Raw genomic sequence first — 15,828 nt, 5'->3', positions numbered from 1 at the left:
AGTCGCCGCGCGCCGAACCCGCCTCGAGCGAGCTGCGTCACTCGCCGGCGGTGTCGGGCTCCGATCCGGTCGCGATCGACGCGGCCCGCACCTGCGGGGCGAGGGTCACGATCCGACCGAGCACGCCGTTGACGAAGGCGGGCGACTCATCGGTCGACAGTTCCTTGGCGAGCTCGACGGCCTCGTCGACCACGACGACGGGCGGGACGTCGTGGGTGTTGAACAACTCCCACGCCGCGAGGCGCAGGATCGCGCGGTCGACGGCGGGCAGTCGGGGCAGGGTCCACTCGCGCAGGTGCGAGGTGAGGACGGCGTCGATCTGTGCGCGATCGGCGGTGAGGCCCTCGACGACCCGGGCGGTGTAGGGATGGATCATCCCGATGCTCTCGTCGTCGACGACGAGCTCACGCCGCTGCGCGATGAGCTCCATCGGCGAGACGTCCTTGGCCTCGGCCTCGAACAGCAGGTCGACGGCGCGTTGCCGCGCCTTGTGGCGGGTTCCGGGTTGTTTCACGCGGCCCTCACACGCAGAGCGGACGAACCGAGGTCACGAGTTCACGCGACCGAGGTAGTTGCCGTCGCGGGAGTCGACCTTGAGCTTGTCGCCGGTGTTGATGAACAGCGGGACGTTGATCTCGGCGCCGGTCTCGAGCGTCGCCGGCTTGGTGCCGCCGGTCGACCGGTCACCCTGCACACCGGGATCGGTCTGGGCCACGAGCACCTCGACGGTGACGGGGAGCTCGACGTAGAGGGGGTTGCCGTCGTGCATGGCGACCTGGACCTTCATGTTCTCGAGGAGGAACTTGTGGCCGTCGCCGAGCGTCTGCGGACTGACCGAGATCTGCTCGTAGTTCTCCGAGTCCATGAAGACGAAGTCGGCGCCGTCGTTGTAGAGGAACGTCATGTCCCGTCGGTCGACGGTCGCGGTCTCGACCTTCACGCCCGCGTTGAACGTCTTGTCGACGATCTTGCCCGAGAGCACGTTACGGATCTTGGTGCGCACGAACGCCGGACCCTTACCGGGCTTGACGTGCTGGAACTCCTGGATCTGCCACAACTGGTCGTCCATCCGGAGAACGAGCCCGTTCTTGAAATCTGCGGTACTGGCCACGTGTGTGTCGCTTCCTTCCACCCGCGAGCGGGCGCATGGTCATCGTCGTCGGGACGTTCGGACGCCCCTAGATGACGGAGAATGATTTGTCGGTGGTGGTCAGCAGCTCGGGAACGCCCTCGCGGACCACCAGCGTGTCCTCGATGCGGACACCACCTCTGCCGGGCAGGTACACACCGGGTTCCACGGTGACTGCCGCACCGCATGGCAGTGTACCCGTCGCGCTCGCACCGATCGCCGGCGCTTCGTGGATCTGCAGACCGACGCCGTGTCCGAGGCCGTGGACGTAGTTCTCGCCGTACCCCGCGGCGTCGATCACCGCGCGTGCGGCGGCGTCGACCCCACGCGCGTCGGCGTCGGGCGCCAGCGCCTCGCGACCCACCTGTTGGGCCGCGGCGACGAGGTCGTAGATCTCCCGCTGCCAGTCCGCGGCGTGGTCGAGGACGTAGGTGCGCGTCATGTCGGAGTGGTACCCGCCCACGACGGCCCCGAAGTCGATCTTCACGAAGTCGCCGGCGGCGAGCACGGCATCGGTCGGGCGGTGGTGCGGTACCGCGGAGTTGGCTCCGGCGGCGACGATCGTCTCGAAGGAGATGTCGTCGGCCCCGCACGCGTACATCTCCCATTCCAGGGCGCGTGCCACCTGCCGCTCGGTCTGCCCGGGCACGATGACGCCGCGTTCGATGATGGTGGCCAGCGCCACGTCGGCGGCCTGACAGGCCTGCCGCAGCAGCTCGATCTCGCTCTCGTCCTTCACCATCCGCAACTGCTCGACCCGCGGTCCCAGGGCCACGAGGCGGATCGAGGGGCTCACGGCGTCGGCGTCGGCACCCAGCGCACGCCAGGTCGCGACCGTCATCGCGTGTTCCTCCACCGCGACCACCGATCCCCCGGCGAACCCGCCGAGCAGGATCGCGGGGCAGTTCCGACCGATGACCCCGACCAGGTCGGGGACCTGCTCGGACACCTGCGTCACGTACCGACCGTCGGTGGCGATGCGGTCGTCGTCGGGACCGCTCGCGGCGATCGCGACCGCGGCGTTGGAACCGGTGAACCCGGTCAGGTAGCGGACGTTGACGAGGTCGCCGATGAGGGCGTGATCGGCGCCGACGTCGGTCAGGGCCGCGCGCAGACGGTCGCGACGAGCCCGATGGACGTCGTGCGGATCGGTCACCGACGGTGCCAGGGAGGTCATCGCAGCCACGCTACCGCGCAGGAAGTGTGTGTTGCGGCACACGGCGCCGAGGGCGTTGGGTACGCTTCCGCCCATGGTTGCCTGGTTGTTGCGTGGTGTGTCGATGTCGGTGGTCCACGTGGTGGCCCGGGTGCTGCTCGGTCTCGCGATCGTGCACGCCCCGTTGCAGGGCACGTACTGGAAGACCATCGCCGTCGCGGTCGTCGTCCTCATCGCGATCATCTGGGGCGGCGTCGACGGCATCGCCGACGGTCGCGCCCACGACGACCCCGAGGACTACGACGACCTCACCATCCGCTGGCTCAAGGCCGGACTGTTCACCGGTGTCGTCTCGGCGATCGTCTCGTGGGCCCTGAGCAACTACCTGGTCGCGGGCATGGGTCAGAACTCGATCTTCGTCGAGATCTTCGCGGGCGGCTCGTTCACCACCCTGCTGGTATTCCTCGCCGCACTCGTCGGCGCCGCGGTGGGACGCCTGCTGGCACGGCGCCAGCGCGCCAAGAACACCAAGCAGAACAGCGACGCCGACACCTCGCAGCGCCAGACCGCCGACAGCCACTGAGGCCGCGCCCGGCGGACCGGCCCTCGAACGGTCGGCGCCCGCGGCGTGCGGGTCAGAGCAGGATGCCCCCGGGCGACGCCGACCGCGCGATCGCGGAGTAGGCGGCGACCAGCAGACCGGGATCGGGACCCTCGAGTCGTCCCGGCCGAGCCAGCCCGTCGAGCACCACGAACCGCAGCATGCCCGACCGGTTCTTCTTGTCCCCTGCCATCGTCTCCAGCAACGCCGGGAAGGCGTCCTCGTCGTAGCCGGTGGGCAGCCCCACCGACTCCAGGATGCTGCGGTGCCGATCGGCGGTGGCGTCGTCGAGGCGCCCGGCCAGACGGCCCAGTTCCGCGGCGTACATCAGACCGACCGAGACCGCGGCCCCGTGGCGCCACCGGTACTGCTCCCGGCGTTCGATCGCGTGGGCGAGGGTGTGGCCGTAGTTGAGGATCTCCCGCAGTGACGACTCGCGCAGATCGGCGGCCACCACATCGGCCTTGACCTGTACCGAGCGTCGGATCAGTTCGGGCAGAACCGATCCCGACGGATCGCGTGCGGCGACCGGGTCGGCCTCGATCAGGGTGAGGATCTCCGGATCGGCGATGAACCCGGTCTTGATGACCTCGGCGAGCCCGGCGATGATCTCGTTGGGCGGCACCGTCTCGAGGGTCGCGGTGTCGATGAGCACCGCACGGGGCTCGTGGAACGAGCCGACCAGGTTCTTGCCCGCGTCGGTGTTGATGCCGGTCTTGCCACCCACCGCCGCGTCGACCATGCCGAGCAGCGTCGTCGGCAGATGGATCACGCCGATGCCGCGCATCCAGGTGGCGGCGACGAACCCGGCGAGGTCGGTGGCGGCACCGCCGCCGAGGCCGATGACCACGTCGTTGCGCTTCATGCCGATCCGACCGAACACCTCCCAGCAGAAGGCCGCCACCGACAGGTCCTTGCCGGCCTCGGCGTCGGGGATCTCGATGCGATGGGCGTCGAAGCCCGCCTCGGCCAGCACCTCGCGCACCGCCTCGGCGGTCTTGATCAGCGGCGGCTGATACAGGATCGCGATGTGGTCGGCACCGCCGGCGGCCGTGACGAGATCGGTGAGGAGATCACGCCCGATCACCACGTCGTACGGGTCGGCCGTGGCGACCCGGATGCGGGTGGGCTCGGAGTGGGTGGGCTCGGTGGTGGGCTCGGCGGTGGGCTCGGTCACGAGGAGGCCTCTCGGGGATCGGGGTGGTGCGGGTGGGAGCGGTCCGACGACGGCGTCGCGGGGTCGAGCAGCACACGGATACGCCCGGCGACGGTCACGGGGTCGGCGTCGTCGGTGTCCACACGGACGGTCGCCACCTCGGCGTAGACCGCGGCCCGTGCGGCGTGCAGGGCGACGTACCGCTCTCGCGGGGTGCGGCCGTCGGCGTCGACCTGCAGGAGCGGACGGGCCGAACCCTCGACCCGGGCGAAACCCGCGGCGGGTGCGACATCGAGGTGCACGACCCGATGCCCGGACAGGACGCGCCGGACCTCGGGGCTCAGGACGGCGCCGCCACCGAGGGCCACGACGCCACGGTGGCTGGTGAGCACATCGGAGATGACCGCGGTCTCGACCTCACGGAACCGTTCCTCGCCGTCGGTGGCGAAGATGTCGGCGATCGACCGCCCCGTGCGTCGGACGATCTCGTGATCGGTGTCGAGGTACTCGACGCCGAGATGGGCGGCCAGCACCGATCCGACCGTCGACTTCCCCGCACCCATGAACCCGATCAGGACGACGGGTCCGGCCGTGCCGTTCGCGGGTGGGTCGGAGGTCATCCGGCGGCGGGACGCGGAACCGAGGCGGCGGCGTCGCCGTGGGCGAGGCGTGCGGCGACACGCTCGCGGTAGCGCGCCACGTTGTCGGCGGTCTCGGTCACCGAGTCGCCACCGAACTTGTCGAGCGCCGCCTGCGCGACGACGAGCGCCACCATCGCCTCGGCGACCACTCCCGCGGCGGGGACCGCGCACACGTCCGACCGCTGGTGGATGGCGCTGGCCTGTTCGCCGGTGGACATGTCCACGGTCGACAACGCACGCGGCACCGTCGAGATCGGCTTCATGGCCACACGGACGCGGAGGTCCTCACCGTTGGTCATGCCGCCCTCGAGGCCGCCGGCACGGTTCGTCGAGCGCAGGACGCCGTCGGGCCCGGGGACCATCTCGTCGTGGGCCTGGCTGCCGCGGCGGCGGGCGGTCGCGAAACCGTCGCCCACCTCGACACCCTTCATCGCCTGGATGCCCATCAATGCCGATGCGAGACGTGCGTCGAGCCGGGTCTCACCGCTGACGTGGGAGCCGAGGCCGACCGGCAGGCCGGTCACGATGACCTCGACGACCCCGCCGAGGGTGTCGCCCTCCTTCTTCGCGGCCTCGATCTCGGCGATCATCGAGGCCTCTGCGGTCTCGGACGCGGCGCGCACCGGGCTGGCGTCGATGCGGTCGAGATCGGCCGGCGTGGGGCTCGGACCGTCGAACGGATCGGACGCCCCGATCGACACCACGTGACTCAGGACCTCGGCGCCGAGCACCTGACGCAGGAAGTTGCGTGCCACGGTGGCGGCGGCGACGCGTGCGGCGGTCTCGCGGGCGCTCGCCCGCTCGAGGACCGGGCGGGCGTCGTCGAAGTCGTACTTGAGCATGCCGGAGTAGTCGGCGTGGCCGGGGCGCGGGCGGGTGAGCGGGGCATTGCGGGCAACATCGGCCAGCTCGGCGGCGTCGACGGGGTCGGCCGCCATCACCGTCTCCCACTTGGGCCACTCGGTGTTGGCGATCTCGATGGCGACGGGGCCGCCCTGGGTGAGGCCGTGCCGGACACCGCCGACGACGGTGACCTTGTCGGCCTCGAACTTCATGCGGGCACCGCGGCCGTAGCCCAGCCGCCTGCGGGCGAGCTGGGCGGCGATGTCGTCGGACGTGACCGAGACACCGGCGATCATCCCTTCGACGAGGGCGACCAGGGCGGGGCCGTGGGATTCTCCGGCAGTTATCCAGCGCAACACGAGTGATCATTCTTCCACGTCGGTGTGCGGCCTCCCGCCGCACGTGCGTCAGCCGGCGGGTGGCAGCCCACCGGCGATCAGCGCGGCGGCCACCAGGGCGGGCCCGTGCGGCCGCGGCGCGCGACCGTCACTCCCCCGGCCCCGCACCGCGATCACCCCGGCCGCGGCGAGGCTCAGCAGCGATGCGGCCACCACGACGACGAGAGATCGGCCCGGGTCGGCCACGAGGCCACCGAGCGCCGCGGCAAGCTTGACGTCACCACCACCGCACCCGCCGGCGAGGCAGGTGAGCAGGTACGGCACCGACAGTGCCAGGACCGACAAGGCGACACCCCCGTGACAGGTCGCCGCGGCCGTTGCCGCGATCACGGCGGGCACGGTCAGTCGGTTGGGCAGTGTGCGTGAGCGCAGGTCGTGGCCGGTGAGGACCATCAACCACGCCGGGACCACCAGCAGGGTCACCGCGCAGACGGCCGAGGTCGTGATCACCCGATGATCGTGGGCGATGGCGGCGCACCGCGTCGCGTCCGATGTGGTCCACCTGGGGACAACCGACGGCGGAGTCACCGGTGTGTCGCAACTGTGGATCGATACCGATGTCGACCCGGCTCCTCCGGGGTCAGCGGGCGAGGGCGGCGGCCATCGCATCGCGCGGGGCCGCTCGGCCGGTGAACAGTTCGACCTGGGTGACGGCCTGGTGGAGCAGCATCACGAGCCCGCCCGCGACCGCGCCGCCGCGGTCGGTGACGGCGGCGGCCAGTGGGGTCGGCCACGGGGCGTAGATGGCGTCGACGAGGCGCGGCGACGCCGCCACCGACACCGCCAACGGGGCCGCGGCCTGCGCGGGCACCGTGCTGACGGTGACCGCAGCGGACGCGCAGCGTGACGCGAGATCGTCCGAGGGCGCGAAGTCGACCACCTCGGCGGTGAGTCCGAGCGTGTCGGCGAGCTCGAGAAGAGTTGTGGCGCGGGCGGTTTCGCGGACCACCACCGTCACCGATCCCGCACCGGCGGCGGCCAGGGCGGCCAGCGCCGGGCGCGCGGTCCCGCCTGCTCCGAGCACGACCGTCGAGGCACCGTCGAGACTCTCGGCACCGAGTTCGCGCAACGCCCCGGTCACACCGTCGATGTCGGTGCAGTCCGCCGACCATCCCGCCGGTGTGCGCACGAGGGTGTTCGCCGACCCCACCATGGCCGCCCGCCCGGTGACCTCGTCGGCGTGGTCGAGGGCGGCCACCTTCGCGGGCATGGTCACCGACAGCCCGACCCAACTGTCGTCGAGACCGTCGACGAGGTCACCGAGTTGCTCTGCGGTGCACTCGATCCGCTCGTAGGTCCAGTCCGCGAGTCCCAGCGCCCGATAGGCCGCCAGGTGCAGGTCGGGGGAACGGGAATGACCGATCGGCGACCCGAGGACCGCGGCCCTGCGGAACGTCGACGGTGCAGCGGTCACCGGCATCCGACGGCGAGGACCTTGTTGTCGCAGGCCTTCTGCCGGTTGCGGAGGTGTTCGGCGTAGTCCTCGGTGAACAACGTCGTCCCCTGCGGGTCGACGGCCACGAAGTAGATCCAGTTGCCGGCCGGTGGGTTGTCGGTGGCCTGGAGTGGGGCCTTGCCGACCGACCCGATGGGTGTCGCAGGGAGACCGTTGACCTGGTAGGTGTTCCACTTCGTGTCAGCGGTGTACGCGTCGCCGGAGACGTCGATGTTCACCACCGCAGCGGTGTAGTTCGCGGTCGAGTCCATCTCCAGCTTCTGGTTCCTGCCCAGACGGTTGAGGATGACGCGGGCGACCTTGCCGTAGTCGTCGGGATCGGCGACCTCCTTCTCGACCACCGACGCCGACACCAGGTTCTGGTACGGGCTCAACCCGGTGTCGTTGCGGTCGAGCAGTCCCCACTGATCGAACAGCGTTGCGCTGGTGGTGATCAGGTACTTGAGCATGGCGGTCGGCGACAGCGTCGGGTCGATGGCCTCGAACGCCACGGGCGCGATGAGGCCCTCGATGCGTCGATGGTCACCGTTGAGGCGTTCCACGTCGGCCGTGGCCCACGACGGCACCCCGAGGTCGGTGGGCGAGGCAGTCGCGGCGGCCTGGGCGAGTTGCTCCTGGGTGACCCCGGATCGGCGGCCGTCGATCGTGACCGTGGTGGCCTGCGCGATCATCGCGAAGATGCCCGTGCTCGGCGAACCGTCGGCGGTCTGCTTGGTGTCGAGTTGGCGGCCCGGCGGGATCACCACACGGCCCACGCGGTTCGCGTCGCCGTCGAGCATCGACACCGCCGTCGCCGCCGGGATCCCGGTCCGGAGTTTGTAGAACCCTGCGGAGATGGAGCCCGATCCGGCGGCGTCGGTGAACGCGCGCACGCTGGCGACCACGCCGCGGTCGCGCAGGATCTGACCGAACTGGGTGAGGGTCGAGTCCTGCGGGATGGAGACGAGCACGTCCCCGGTACCGGATGCGTTCGAGTAGTCGTCGTCGTCGACGAAATAGCCGGTCATCCGCAGGCCGACGTATCCCAGCGATCCGATGACCGCGACCATGAAGACCATCACCAGCGCCAGCACCACCCGGCGTCGTCGCTTGCGGGCCTGCATCTGTGCGGTCGCGCGGCGACCGTGGCCACCTCGGTCGCCACTGCGGCGGCTGCGGGGCCCGGGGTCACGGCGCGGGTCGTCGCCGGGGATGTCGGGACGGCCGAGGGGCGCCGTGGCCGGGTCGTCGCCCACCGGTGCCCACATCGCCTGATCGGCGTGGGGCGCCGGGCTGGGACCGGGGCCGCCGTCATGGGCTCGGTCGTCATTTCGGAACCGCTCGTCGGGTCGGTGGCGCTCGGGCGCGCGGTCGATCGGGGGGATCGCCCGGGGCTGGGCGCGCCGGGGCTCCTGCCACAGCGCTTCGCCTGCGGTGTCGGCACGCCCGTCGTCGGTGCGCGTACGTCGTGGGTCGAGCGGGGGGAGGTCGGGGCGCCGGGGCGGGGCACCGCGGGCCCGGCGGTGGGTGTGCCCACTGCCGTTCTCGGCGATGAGGCGACGCAGCCGCGCGGTCTCGGCCGGGTCGCGGCCGTCGTCATCGGCGCGGCGGCGGTGCGGACGCGGGGGTTGTTCGGTCACCGTTCGTCGCCCCCGACCGCCTGCAGGTCGAGCCACGACTGCAGGATCGCCACGGCCGCGGCCTGATCGATCACCGATCGCTGCTGCTTGGCCGACCGGCCGCTCGCCCGCAGCATCTGCGTCGCCGCCGCCGTGGTGAGGCGCTCGTCGTGGAAGGTGATGGGGACCGGTGCGATCCGGGTGGCCAGTCGGTCGGCGAAGGCGGTCGCGGCCTGTGCGGCGGCACCGTGCTCCCCCCGCAGTGTCGTCGGCATCCCGACGACGACCTCGACGGCCTCGTACTCGGCGACGATGGCGGTGATCCGATCGATGTCGGAGGTGTCCTTGCTTCGGGCGACCGTCTCGATCGGCGTGGCCAGCATCCCGTCAGGATCACACGACGCGACCCCGATACGCACGCTTCCCACGTCGACGGCGATTCGCCGTCCGCGCGGACGCAGCTGGCTCACCCCTGCGCCCCGACCGTCTCCCGCACCCGCCGCAGGGCGGCATCGATCCCCGAGGCGTCCGATCCCGAGCCCTGCGCGAGGTCGGGTTTGCCACCACCGCGGCCGCCGAGCAGCGGGGCGATGTCGGAGACGATCGATCCGGCCGAGAGGCCGGAGTCGCGCGCCGCGGCGGTGACCGCGACCGCGAACGGCACCTTGGCGTCGGACACCGAGAACAGGGCGACGACCGCGGCCTGCGCACCGAATCGACCGCGCAGGTCGGTCGCCAGACCACGCAGATCGCCACCGGCGAGCCCGTCGTCGAGTCGCGCCGCGACCACGAGGGTGTCCCCGACGCGTTCGGCATCGCCGACGAGCGCGGCCGCCGACGCCTTCGCGGCCTCGGCCTTCATGCGTTCGATCTGCTTCTCGGCGTCACGGAGACGTTCCACCAGATGGGCCACGCGCTCGGGTACCTGGTCGCCCGGCACCTTCAGGGCCGACGACACCGACGACAGCAGAGCGCGTTCGCGGGCGAGATGGCGGTAGGAGTCGAGGCCGACGTAGGCCTCGACGCGCCGCACACCCGAACCGACCGACTGCTCACCGAGCAGCGTCACGGGACCGACCTGGGCCGAGCTGCCCACGTGCGTGCCGCCGCAGAGCTCCATGGAGAACGGTCCGCCGATCTCGACCACGCGCACCCGGTCGCCGTAGTTCTCGCCGAACAGCGCCATCGCGCCCATCGCGCGGGCCTCGTCGAGGTCGGTCTCGAACGTGTTCACCGCGTGGTCGGCCTCGACCGCGGCGTTCGTGATCTCCTCGATCTCGGTGCGCTGGGCGTCGGTGACCGGGCCCTGCGCGCGGAAATCGAACCGCAGGTATCCCGGGCGGTTGAGCGAACCGGCCTGGGTGGCACCTGATCCGAGCACCTGTCGCAACGCCGCGCCGACGAGGTGCGTGCCCGAATGACCCTGCGTCGCCCCGCGACGGTGTCCGGCGTCGACCTGCGCGAGCACGACGTCGCCGACCACGAACTCACCGGCGTCGACGGTGACGACGTGTCGCCACACCGACTTGCCGATCTTCTGGACATCGGTGACCCGCGCACGGGCGCCGGTGGTGGTGCTGATGGTGCCCACGTCGGCCGTCTGGCCGCCGGACTCGGCGTAGAGCGGGCTGCGGTCGAGGATGATCTCGGCCTGCTGTCCGACCCCGACGACGGGCAGCGACGTGCCCTCACCGACGATGCCGAGAACGGTGGCCTCACTGACGAGTTCGTCGAAACCGGTGAACTCGGTCGGTCCTCGGTCGAGGAACTCCCGGTAGACGGAGACATCGGCGTGCTCGGCCTTGCGGGCGTACGCGTCGGCCTTGGCGCGCGTGCGCTGCTCGCTCATCAGGTCGGCGAAGCCTTGTTCGTCGACCTGCAGGCCCGCCTCGGCGGCCATCTCGAGGGTGAGGTCGATCGGGAAGCCGTAGGTGTCGTGTAGCGCGAACGCATCGGTGCCGGTGATGACCGTCGCCCCCGACGACCGTGTCGCCGCGGCCGCGTCGTCGAACAGCTTCGACCCGGCGGCCAGGGTGGCCGAGAAGGCGTTCTCCTCGGCGACCGCGGTCGCCCGGATCGACGAGGCCTGTTCGGCCAGAACGGGATACGACGGCGACATCGTCGCGATGACGGTGTCGACGTAGTCGCCCATCGTGGGCTGCTGTGCGCCGAGCAGACGTGACGACCGCACGATGCGTCGCAGCAGACGCCGCAACACGTAACCGCGGCCGTCGTTGCCCGGCGTGATCCCGTCGGAGATGAGCATGACCGCGGTGCGCGCGTGGTCGGCGATCACCCGGAATCGCACGTCGGCCTCGGCGCCGCCCTCCCCCTCGGCGCCGTAGGTCCGACCGGTGAGCCGCTCGGCCACATCGATGACGGGCTTGAGCAGATCGGTCTCGTAGACGTTGTCGACGCCCTGCAGGATCGTTGCGACGCGCTCGATGCCCATGCCGGTGTCGATGTTGTTCTGCGGCAGCGGACCGAGGATCTCGTAGTTGTCCTTGCCGATACCCGGCCCGCGCTGGTTCTGCATGAACACGAGATTCCAGATCTCGATGTAGCGGTCCTCGTCGGCCTCGGGTCCACCCTCGACGCCGTAGTCGGGTCCGCGGTCGTAGAAGATCTCCGACGACGGACCGCAGGGGCCCGGGACGCCCATCGACCAGTAGTTGTCGGCCATCCCGCGGCGCTGGATCCGTTCGGCGGGGACACCGATCTCGTCACGCCAGATCCCGGCGGCCTCGTCGTCGTCGACGTAGACCGTCGGCCACAGGCGCGTCGGGTCGATCCCGAAACCGCCGTCGTCCACCGAGTCGGTGAGCAGCGACCACGCGAACCCGATCGCCTCGCGTTTGAAGTAGTCACCGAACGAGAAGTTGCCCGCCATCTGGAAGAAGGTGTTGTGGCGGGTGGTGATGCCCACCTCCTCGATGTCGAGGGTGCGCACACACTTCTGGATGCTGGTCGCGCGCGGCGAGGGCGGGGTCCGCTCACCCAGGAAGTAGGGCTTGAACGGCACCATGCCGGCGTTGACGAACAGCAGGTTGGGGTCGTCGAGGATCAGCGAGGCGCTGGGGATCTCGGTGTGACCTGCGGCGACGAAATGATCGAGGAATCGCTTCCTGATCTCGTGGGTCTGCACCTGATGTCCTCACGCCGATGTCATCTGGCCGTGCACCGACCACCGAGCGGATCGTGGGTGCACGACACCCCGCGCAACCGCAGAGCGAGTCCACCCTACCGTTTGGCGTTCCACGCCCCGACGATCGAGCGCAGACGTCCCACCCGCGCGGAGATCTCACGCTCGTGGCCGTGGTCGGTGGGTGCGTAGTACTCGGTGCCGACGAGGTCGTCGGGCGGGTACTGCTGGGCCACGACCCCGCCGGGTGCGTCGTGCGGGTACCGGTAGCCCTGCGCGTTGCCCAGCGACGCTGCACCGGCGTAGTGGCCGTCGCGCAAATGCGGGGGCACCGCGCCGGCCTTGCCGGCGGCGATGTCGCCCATCGCGGCGCCGATGGCCGAGACCACCGCACCCGATTTCGGCGCGGTGGCGAGGTGGATGGTCGCCTGGGTGAGGGCGAGTTTCGCCTCGGGCATCCCGACGAGCGCGACGACCTGGGCGGCGGCGACCGCGGTCTGCAGCGCGGTCGGGTCGGCCATCCCGATGTCCTCGCTGGCGTGGACCATCAGCCGTCGGGCGATGAACCGGGGGTCCTCCCCCGCGGTGATCATGCGCGCGAGGTAGTGCACCGCGGCATCGACGTCGGATCCGCGGATCGACTTGATGAACGCGCTGATGACGTCGTAGTGCTGGTCGCCGTCGCGGTCGTAGCGCACGGCGGCGCGGTCCATCGCCGACTCGACGTCGGCGAGTTCGATGCGCGGGATCCCTTCTCCCCCGGTCTCCTCGTCACCACCGCGGGCGGCGCCCGCGGCGACCTCGAGGGCGGTGAGCCCGCGCCGGGCGTCACCGCCGGCGAGGGCGACGATGTGGTCGAGGGCGTCGTCGGCGATGTCGACCGTCCCGCCCAGACCGCGGTCGTCGGTGACGGCGCGGTGCAGGACCTCGCGCAGGTCGTCGTCGGTCAGGGGGTGCAGCTGCAGCACCAACGATCGTGACAGCAGCGGCGACACCACCGAGAACGACGGGTTCTCGGTGGTCGCGGCGACCAATAGCACGATGCGGTTCTCGACGGCGTCGAGCAGCGCGTCCTGCTGGGTCTTGGAGAAGCGGTGCACCTCGTCGATGAACAGGACGGTCTGGCGGCCGTCGATGAGGGCGCGTCGGGCGACCTCGATCACCGCCCGGACCTCCTTGACGCCCGACGACAGCGCCGAGAGCGCCTCGAAGCGACCGCCTGTGGCCGTCGAGATCAGGGACGCCATCGTGGTCTTGCCGGTCCCGGGCGGGCCGTAGAGCAGGACCGACGCGGCGCCGGAGCCCTCGATGAGCCGGCGCAGGGGCGATCCGGCGGCCAGGAGGTGTTGTTGGCCGACGATCTCGTCGAGGCTGCGCGGACGCATCCGCACCGCCAACGGACCCGTGTCGGGCCCGAACGCCCCGGCCCCCGCGGTGACGGGGGCGAGATCGTGCCGTGACGGCGGCGTCGGGGCATCGAAGAGGGCATCCTGCGGCTCGCCGACCCCGTCGCGGCCGGCCATCGGGGTCACCGCCGGGCCATCGGGGTCACCGCAGCCAGGCTGCGTCCAACGCCGCACCGATGGCGTCGGCGTCGGCCGCGATGTCCTGGTCGCCGGTCCGGCGGGCCGCCGCGGCGAGATCGGTCCATCGTGCGACGACGACGGCCGGGTCGGAGGTGCGCAGGGCCAGCCCGCGCGCGTGGCGGTCGTCGCCGAGTTCGACCGGCAGCATCCACACCGTCGCCAGCCACACCCACAGCGCCCGGGCGGTCAGGACCTTGCGGTTGAGTTCGCCGTCGTGGCTCAGTGCCGGCCAGATCGCCTGGATCTCCGAACGCCAGGCATCGACCATGGCGGTCTCCAGATCGGCACGTCGGTCGGCCCAGCGCGGTGCCAACTCGGCCCCGAAGGTGACCACGGCGTAGCCGATGTCGAGGGTGGCGTCGCGGAAACCGCCCCACTCGTAGTCCATGAACTGCACACCGTCGTCGTTGATGAGGATGTTGGGTGGCCCGACGTCCGACGGGCTGAACGCCCGGTGCTCACCCTCGGCGAAGAGCAGTTGCGCGCGGGTCAGCAGCTCGACGAACCCGGTGGAGAACTCGACCCCGAGATGCTCGCCGAGCACCTCCGGCGCCCGCGACACCGCGACCTGCACCTGCGCGGTGAGCGCCTCGACGTCACCGCGTGCGGGTCCGTGGCGCAGCAGCGCCGCGAAGTCGTCCTCGCCGCCGACGGTGGCCGCGTGCATCCGGCCCAGGGCCTGTCCCCACGCGCTGATGGCGTGGCTCGGGTCGGCCCAGTCGGTGCTCGCCAGCAGAACGCTCATCGACCGACCGTGACCGAGATCGCTGAGCACGATCAACCGCTCGGCCGAATCGGAGGCGATGAGCTGCGGCCCCGGCCGCGAGCGCATGGGCAACGCGGTGGCGTACTTGTACGAGGCGAGTTCACGGGCGAAGGCGTCGGCCGGTTCGTCGGCGGGCAGCACCTTGATGACGAGGCTGCGGTCGGGCGACAGCGGGTTCTGGGCGACACGGACGCGGACCACGTCGGTGCGACCGCTCCCGGCCAGGTCGACGGGGTCGTCGAGTACGACCGGGCTCCCCGCTCGCGCCGACAACACTCGTTCGGCCGTACGGACCGCACCCGCGGTGCGCCCTTCGGCGATGACAGTCATTGCTCCCCAACCTACCCAACTCGCCACGTCGGACCATCCTCGAGGCAATGGACAGTCCACCACCCGCGTACAGATGTCCTACGGCGAGATCGTCGCGTCCTGCGGCCCCGGCGACTCTTCTTGCGACACGGTAGGCAGTTCATGCGGCGCCACGTCCACCGACACCGAGATCGTGCTCGATGTCGAATCCGTGTAGATCACTCCACGGAGCGGCGGAACATCATCATAGTCACGTCCCCACGCGACTGTGACGTGCCTCTCATCCACGAGCTTGTCGTTGGTGGGGTCGAACGCGATCCACTGCCCTCCCGGGACCCACACCGCCGCCCAGGCGTGGCTGGCGTCGGCACCGACGACCCGTTCGCGGCCGGGCGGCGGATCGGTCGCGAGGTAGCCCGAGACGTACCGCGCGGCAAGACCGTTGGCGCGCAGGCAGGCGATCGCGACGCGGGCGAAGTCCTGACAGACACCCTCGCGACGCTCCATCACCGTCGCGACGCGCGTGCTCACCGCCGTCGACCCCGACTTGTAGGTGAAGTCCCGGTTGATGCGCGTGGTGAGATCCCCGACCACCTCGATCAGCGGTCGACCCGGGGTGAACACCGGGGCCGCGTACTCCCGAACGGCGTCGGTGATCTCGGGCGGGAAGAGATCGAGGACGAACTCCCGCGCGTCGGCGTCGCCGCTCGCGGTGGGCCGGGCGTGCTCCCACGGGGCCACGGCGGGTCCGGTGCCGATGAGGTCGGGGTCGATGGGGTCGACGTCGACCAGGGACGACCCGGTGACCTCGAGTCGGTGGTGCGGGGTCCGTACGTGGAAGTAGATGTCGGCGTTGCCGAAGATGTCGGTGCCGGTCGACCGGTCGGCCGGTTCGGGGTCGATGGTCACCTCGGCGGAGAGAACCCGCTGGCCGGGCATCGCGCGCGGCAGCAGGAAACATCGACCGAACGATGCGCTGACCACGTCGGCGTACTCGTAGGTCGTGCGGTGGGTGACCCGATAGCGCCGCGTCGACACCGACTCGAC

Annotated in this window: 15 protein-coding genes; 1 reads left to right on the top strand and 14 read right to left on the bottom strand. The window is 70.8% G+C overall.

The genetic code is table 11. From position 1 onward, the window contains the following. Positions 1-37 precede the first annotated feature (37 nt). The 3 genes from nusB to OG579_RS01795 form a co-directional block, all read right to left on the bottom strand. Positions 38-514 carry a transcription antitermination factor NusB gene (gene nusB, locus OG579_RS01805; protein ID WP_045822668.1) on the bottom strand — a complete coding sequence of 159 codons (477 nt, stop codon included), beginning with the start codon at positions 512-514 and terminating at the stop codon, positions 38-40. A 33-nt stretch (positions 515-547) separates the two neighbouring features. After that, positions 548-1,111: an elongation factor P gene (efp, locus tag OG579_RS01800; RefSeq protein ID WP_328857864.1), complete on the bottom strand. Its 564-nt coding sequence runs from the start codon at positions 1,109-1,111 to the stop codon at positions 548-550. Between the two features lie 67 nt (positions 1,112-1,178). Further along, on the bottom strand, positions 1,179-2,306 hold the full coding sequence (locus tag OG579_RS01795; protein WP_328857863.1) for a M24 family metallopeptidase: 1,128 nt from the start codon (positions 2,304-2,306) through the stop codon (positions 1,179-1,181). Between the two features lie 73 nt (positions 2,307-2,379). Between OG579_RS01795 and OG579_RS01790 the strand changes: the two genes are divergently transcribed. Beyond that, positions 2,380-2,868 (top strand): B-4DMT family transporter, encoded by a 489-nt coding sequence (locus tag OG579_RS01790; RefSeq protein ID WP_045822667.1) that lies wholly within the window; start codon positions 2,380-2,382, stop codon positions 2,866-2,868. 52 nt (positions 2,869-2,920) lie between these two features. On the opposite strand, the gene aroB is transcribed toward OG579_RS01790, so the two are convergent. The 11 genes from aroB to OG579_RS01735 all read right to left on the bottom strand — a co-directional run bounded on the left by aroB (position 2,921) and on the right by OG579_RS01735 (position 15,819). After that, positions 2,921-4,063, bottom strand: a complete 1,143-nt coding sequence (gene aroB, locus OG579_RS01785) for a 3-dehydroquinate synthase (protein WP_328857862.1) — start codon at positions 4,061-4,063, stop codon at positions 2,921-2,923. Next, entirely contained in the window at positions 4,060-4,662 is a 603-nt protein-coding gene (locus OG579_RS01780; protein ID WP_328857861.1) for a shikimate kinase, read from the bottom strand. The genes aroB and OG579_RS01780 overlap by 4 nt, the downstream gene beginning before the upstream one ends. Further along, a complete protein-coding gene (aroC, locus tag OG579_RS01775; RefSeq protein WP_328857860.1) occupies positions 4,659-5,885 on the bottom strand; it encodes a chorismate synthase in 1,227 nt (408 codons plus the stop codon). The genes OG579_RS01780 and aroC overlap by 4 nt, the downstream gene beginning before the upstream one ends. Before the next feature lie 48 nt (positions 5,886-5,933). Further along, complete coding sequence (locus OG579_RS01770; protein ID WP_328857859.1) at positions 5,934-6,374, bottom strand: A24 family peptidase; 441 nt, start codon at positions 6,372-6,374, stop codon at positions 5,934-5,936. A gap of 130 nt (positions 6,375-6,504) precedes the next feature. After that, positions 6,505-7,344, bottom strand: a complete 840-nt coding sequence (locus OG579_RS01765) for a shikimate dehydrogenase (RefSeq protein ID WP_328857858.1) — start codon at positions 7,342-7,344, stop codon at positions 6,505-6,507. Further along, positions 7,335-8,999, bottom strand: a complete 1,665-nt coding sequence (locus OG579_RS01760; protein ID WP_328857857.1) for an endolytic transglycosylase MltG — start codon at positions 8,997-8,999, stop codon at positions 7,335-7,337. The genes OG579_RS01765 and OG579_RS01760 overlap by 10 nt, the downstream gene beginning before the upstream one ends. Then, entirely contained in the window at positions 8,996-9,439 is a 444-nt protein-coding gene (gene ruvX / locus OG579_RS01755) for a Holliday junction resolvase RuvX (protein WP_082080101.1), read from the bottom strand. Before ruvX ends, OG579_RS01760 begins: the two co-directional genes overlap by 4 nt. 5 nt (positions 9,440-9,444) lie before the next feature. Then, entirely contained in the window at positions 9,445-12,123 is a 2,679-nt protein-coding gene (gene alaS, locus OG579_RS01750) for an alanine--tRNA ligase (protein ID WP_328857856.1), read from the bottom strand. A 95-nt stretch (positions 12,124-12,218) separates the two neighbouring features. Then, on the bottom strand, positions 12,219-13,643 hold the full coding sequence (locus OG579_RS01745) for a replication-associated recombination protein A (protein ID WP_328857855.1): 1,425 nt from the start codon (positions 13,641-13,643) through the stop codon (positions 12,219-12,221). Positions 13,644-13,668: 25 nt separating this feature from the next. Then, positions 13,669-14,802, bottom strand: coding sequence for a hypothetical protein (locus tag OG579_RS01740; RefSeq protein ID WP_328857854.1), 1,134 nt, complete (start codon positions 14,800-14,802; stop codon positions 13,669-13,671). Between the two features lie 78 nt (positions 14,803-14,880). Beyond that, on the bottom strand, positions 14,881-15,819 hold the full coding sequence (locus tag OG579_RS01735) for a transglutaminase family protein (protein ID WP_045822661.1): 939 nt from the start codon (positions 15,817-15,819) through the stop codon (positions 14,881-14,883). Positions 15,820-15,828 lie beyond the last annotated feature (9 nt).

It is taken from the genome of Williamsia herbipolensis, from assembly GCF_036153515.1.
Classification (GTDB): domain Bacteria; phylum Actinomycetota; class Actinomycetes; order Mycobacteriales; family Mycobacteriaceae; genus Williamsia_A; species Williamsia_A herbipolensis.
The sequence above is the reverse complement of the archived record's forward strand: the minus strand, read 5'-3'. Positions and strand labels throughout refer to the sequence as shown.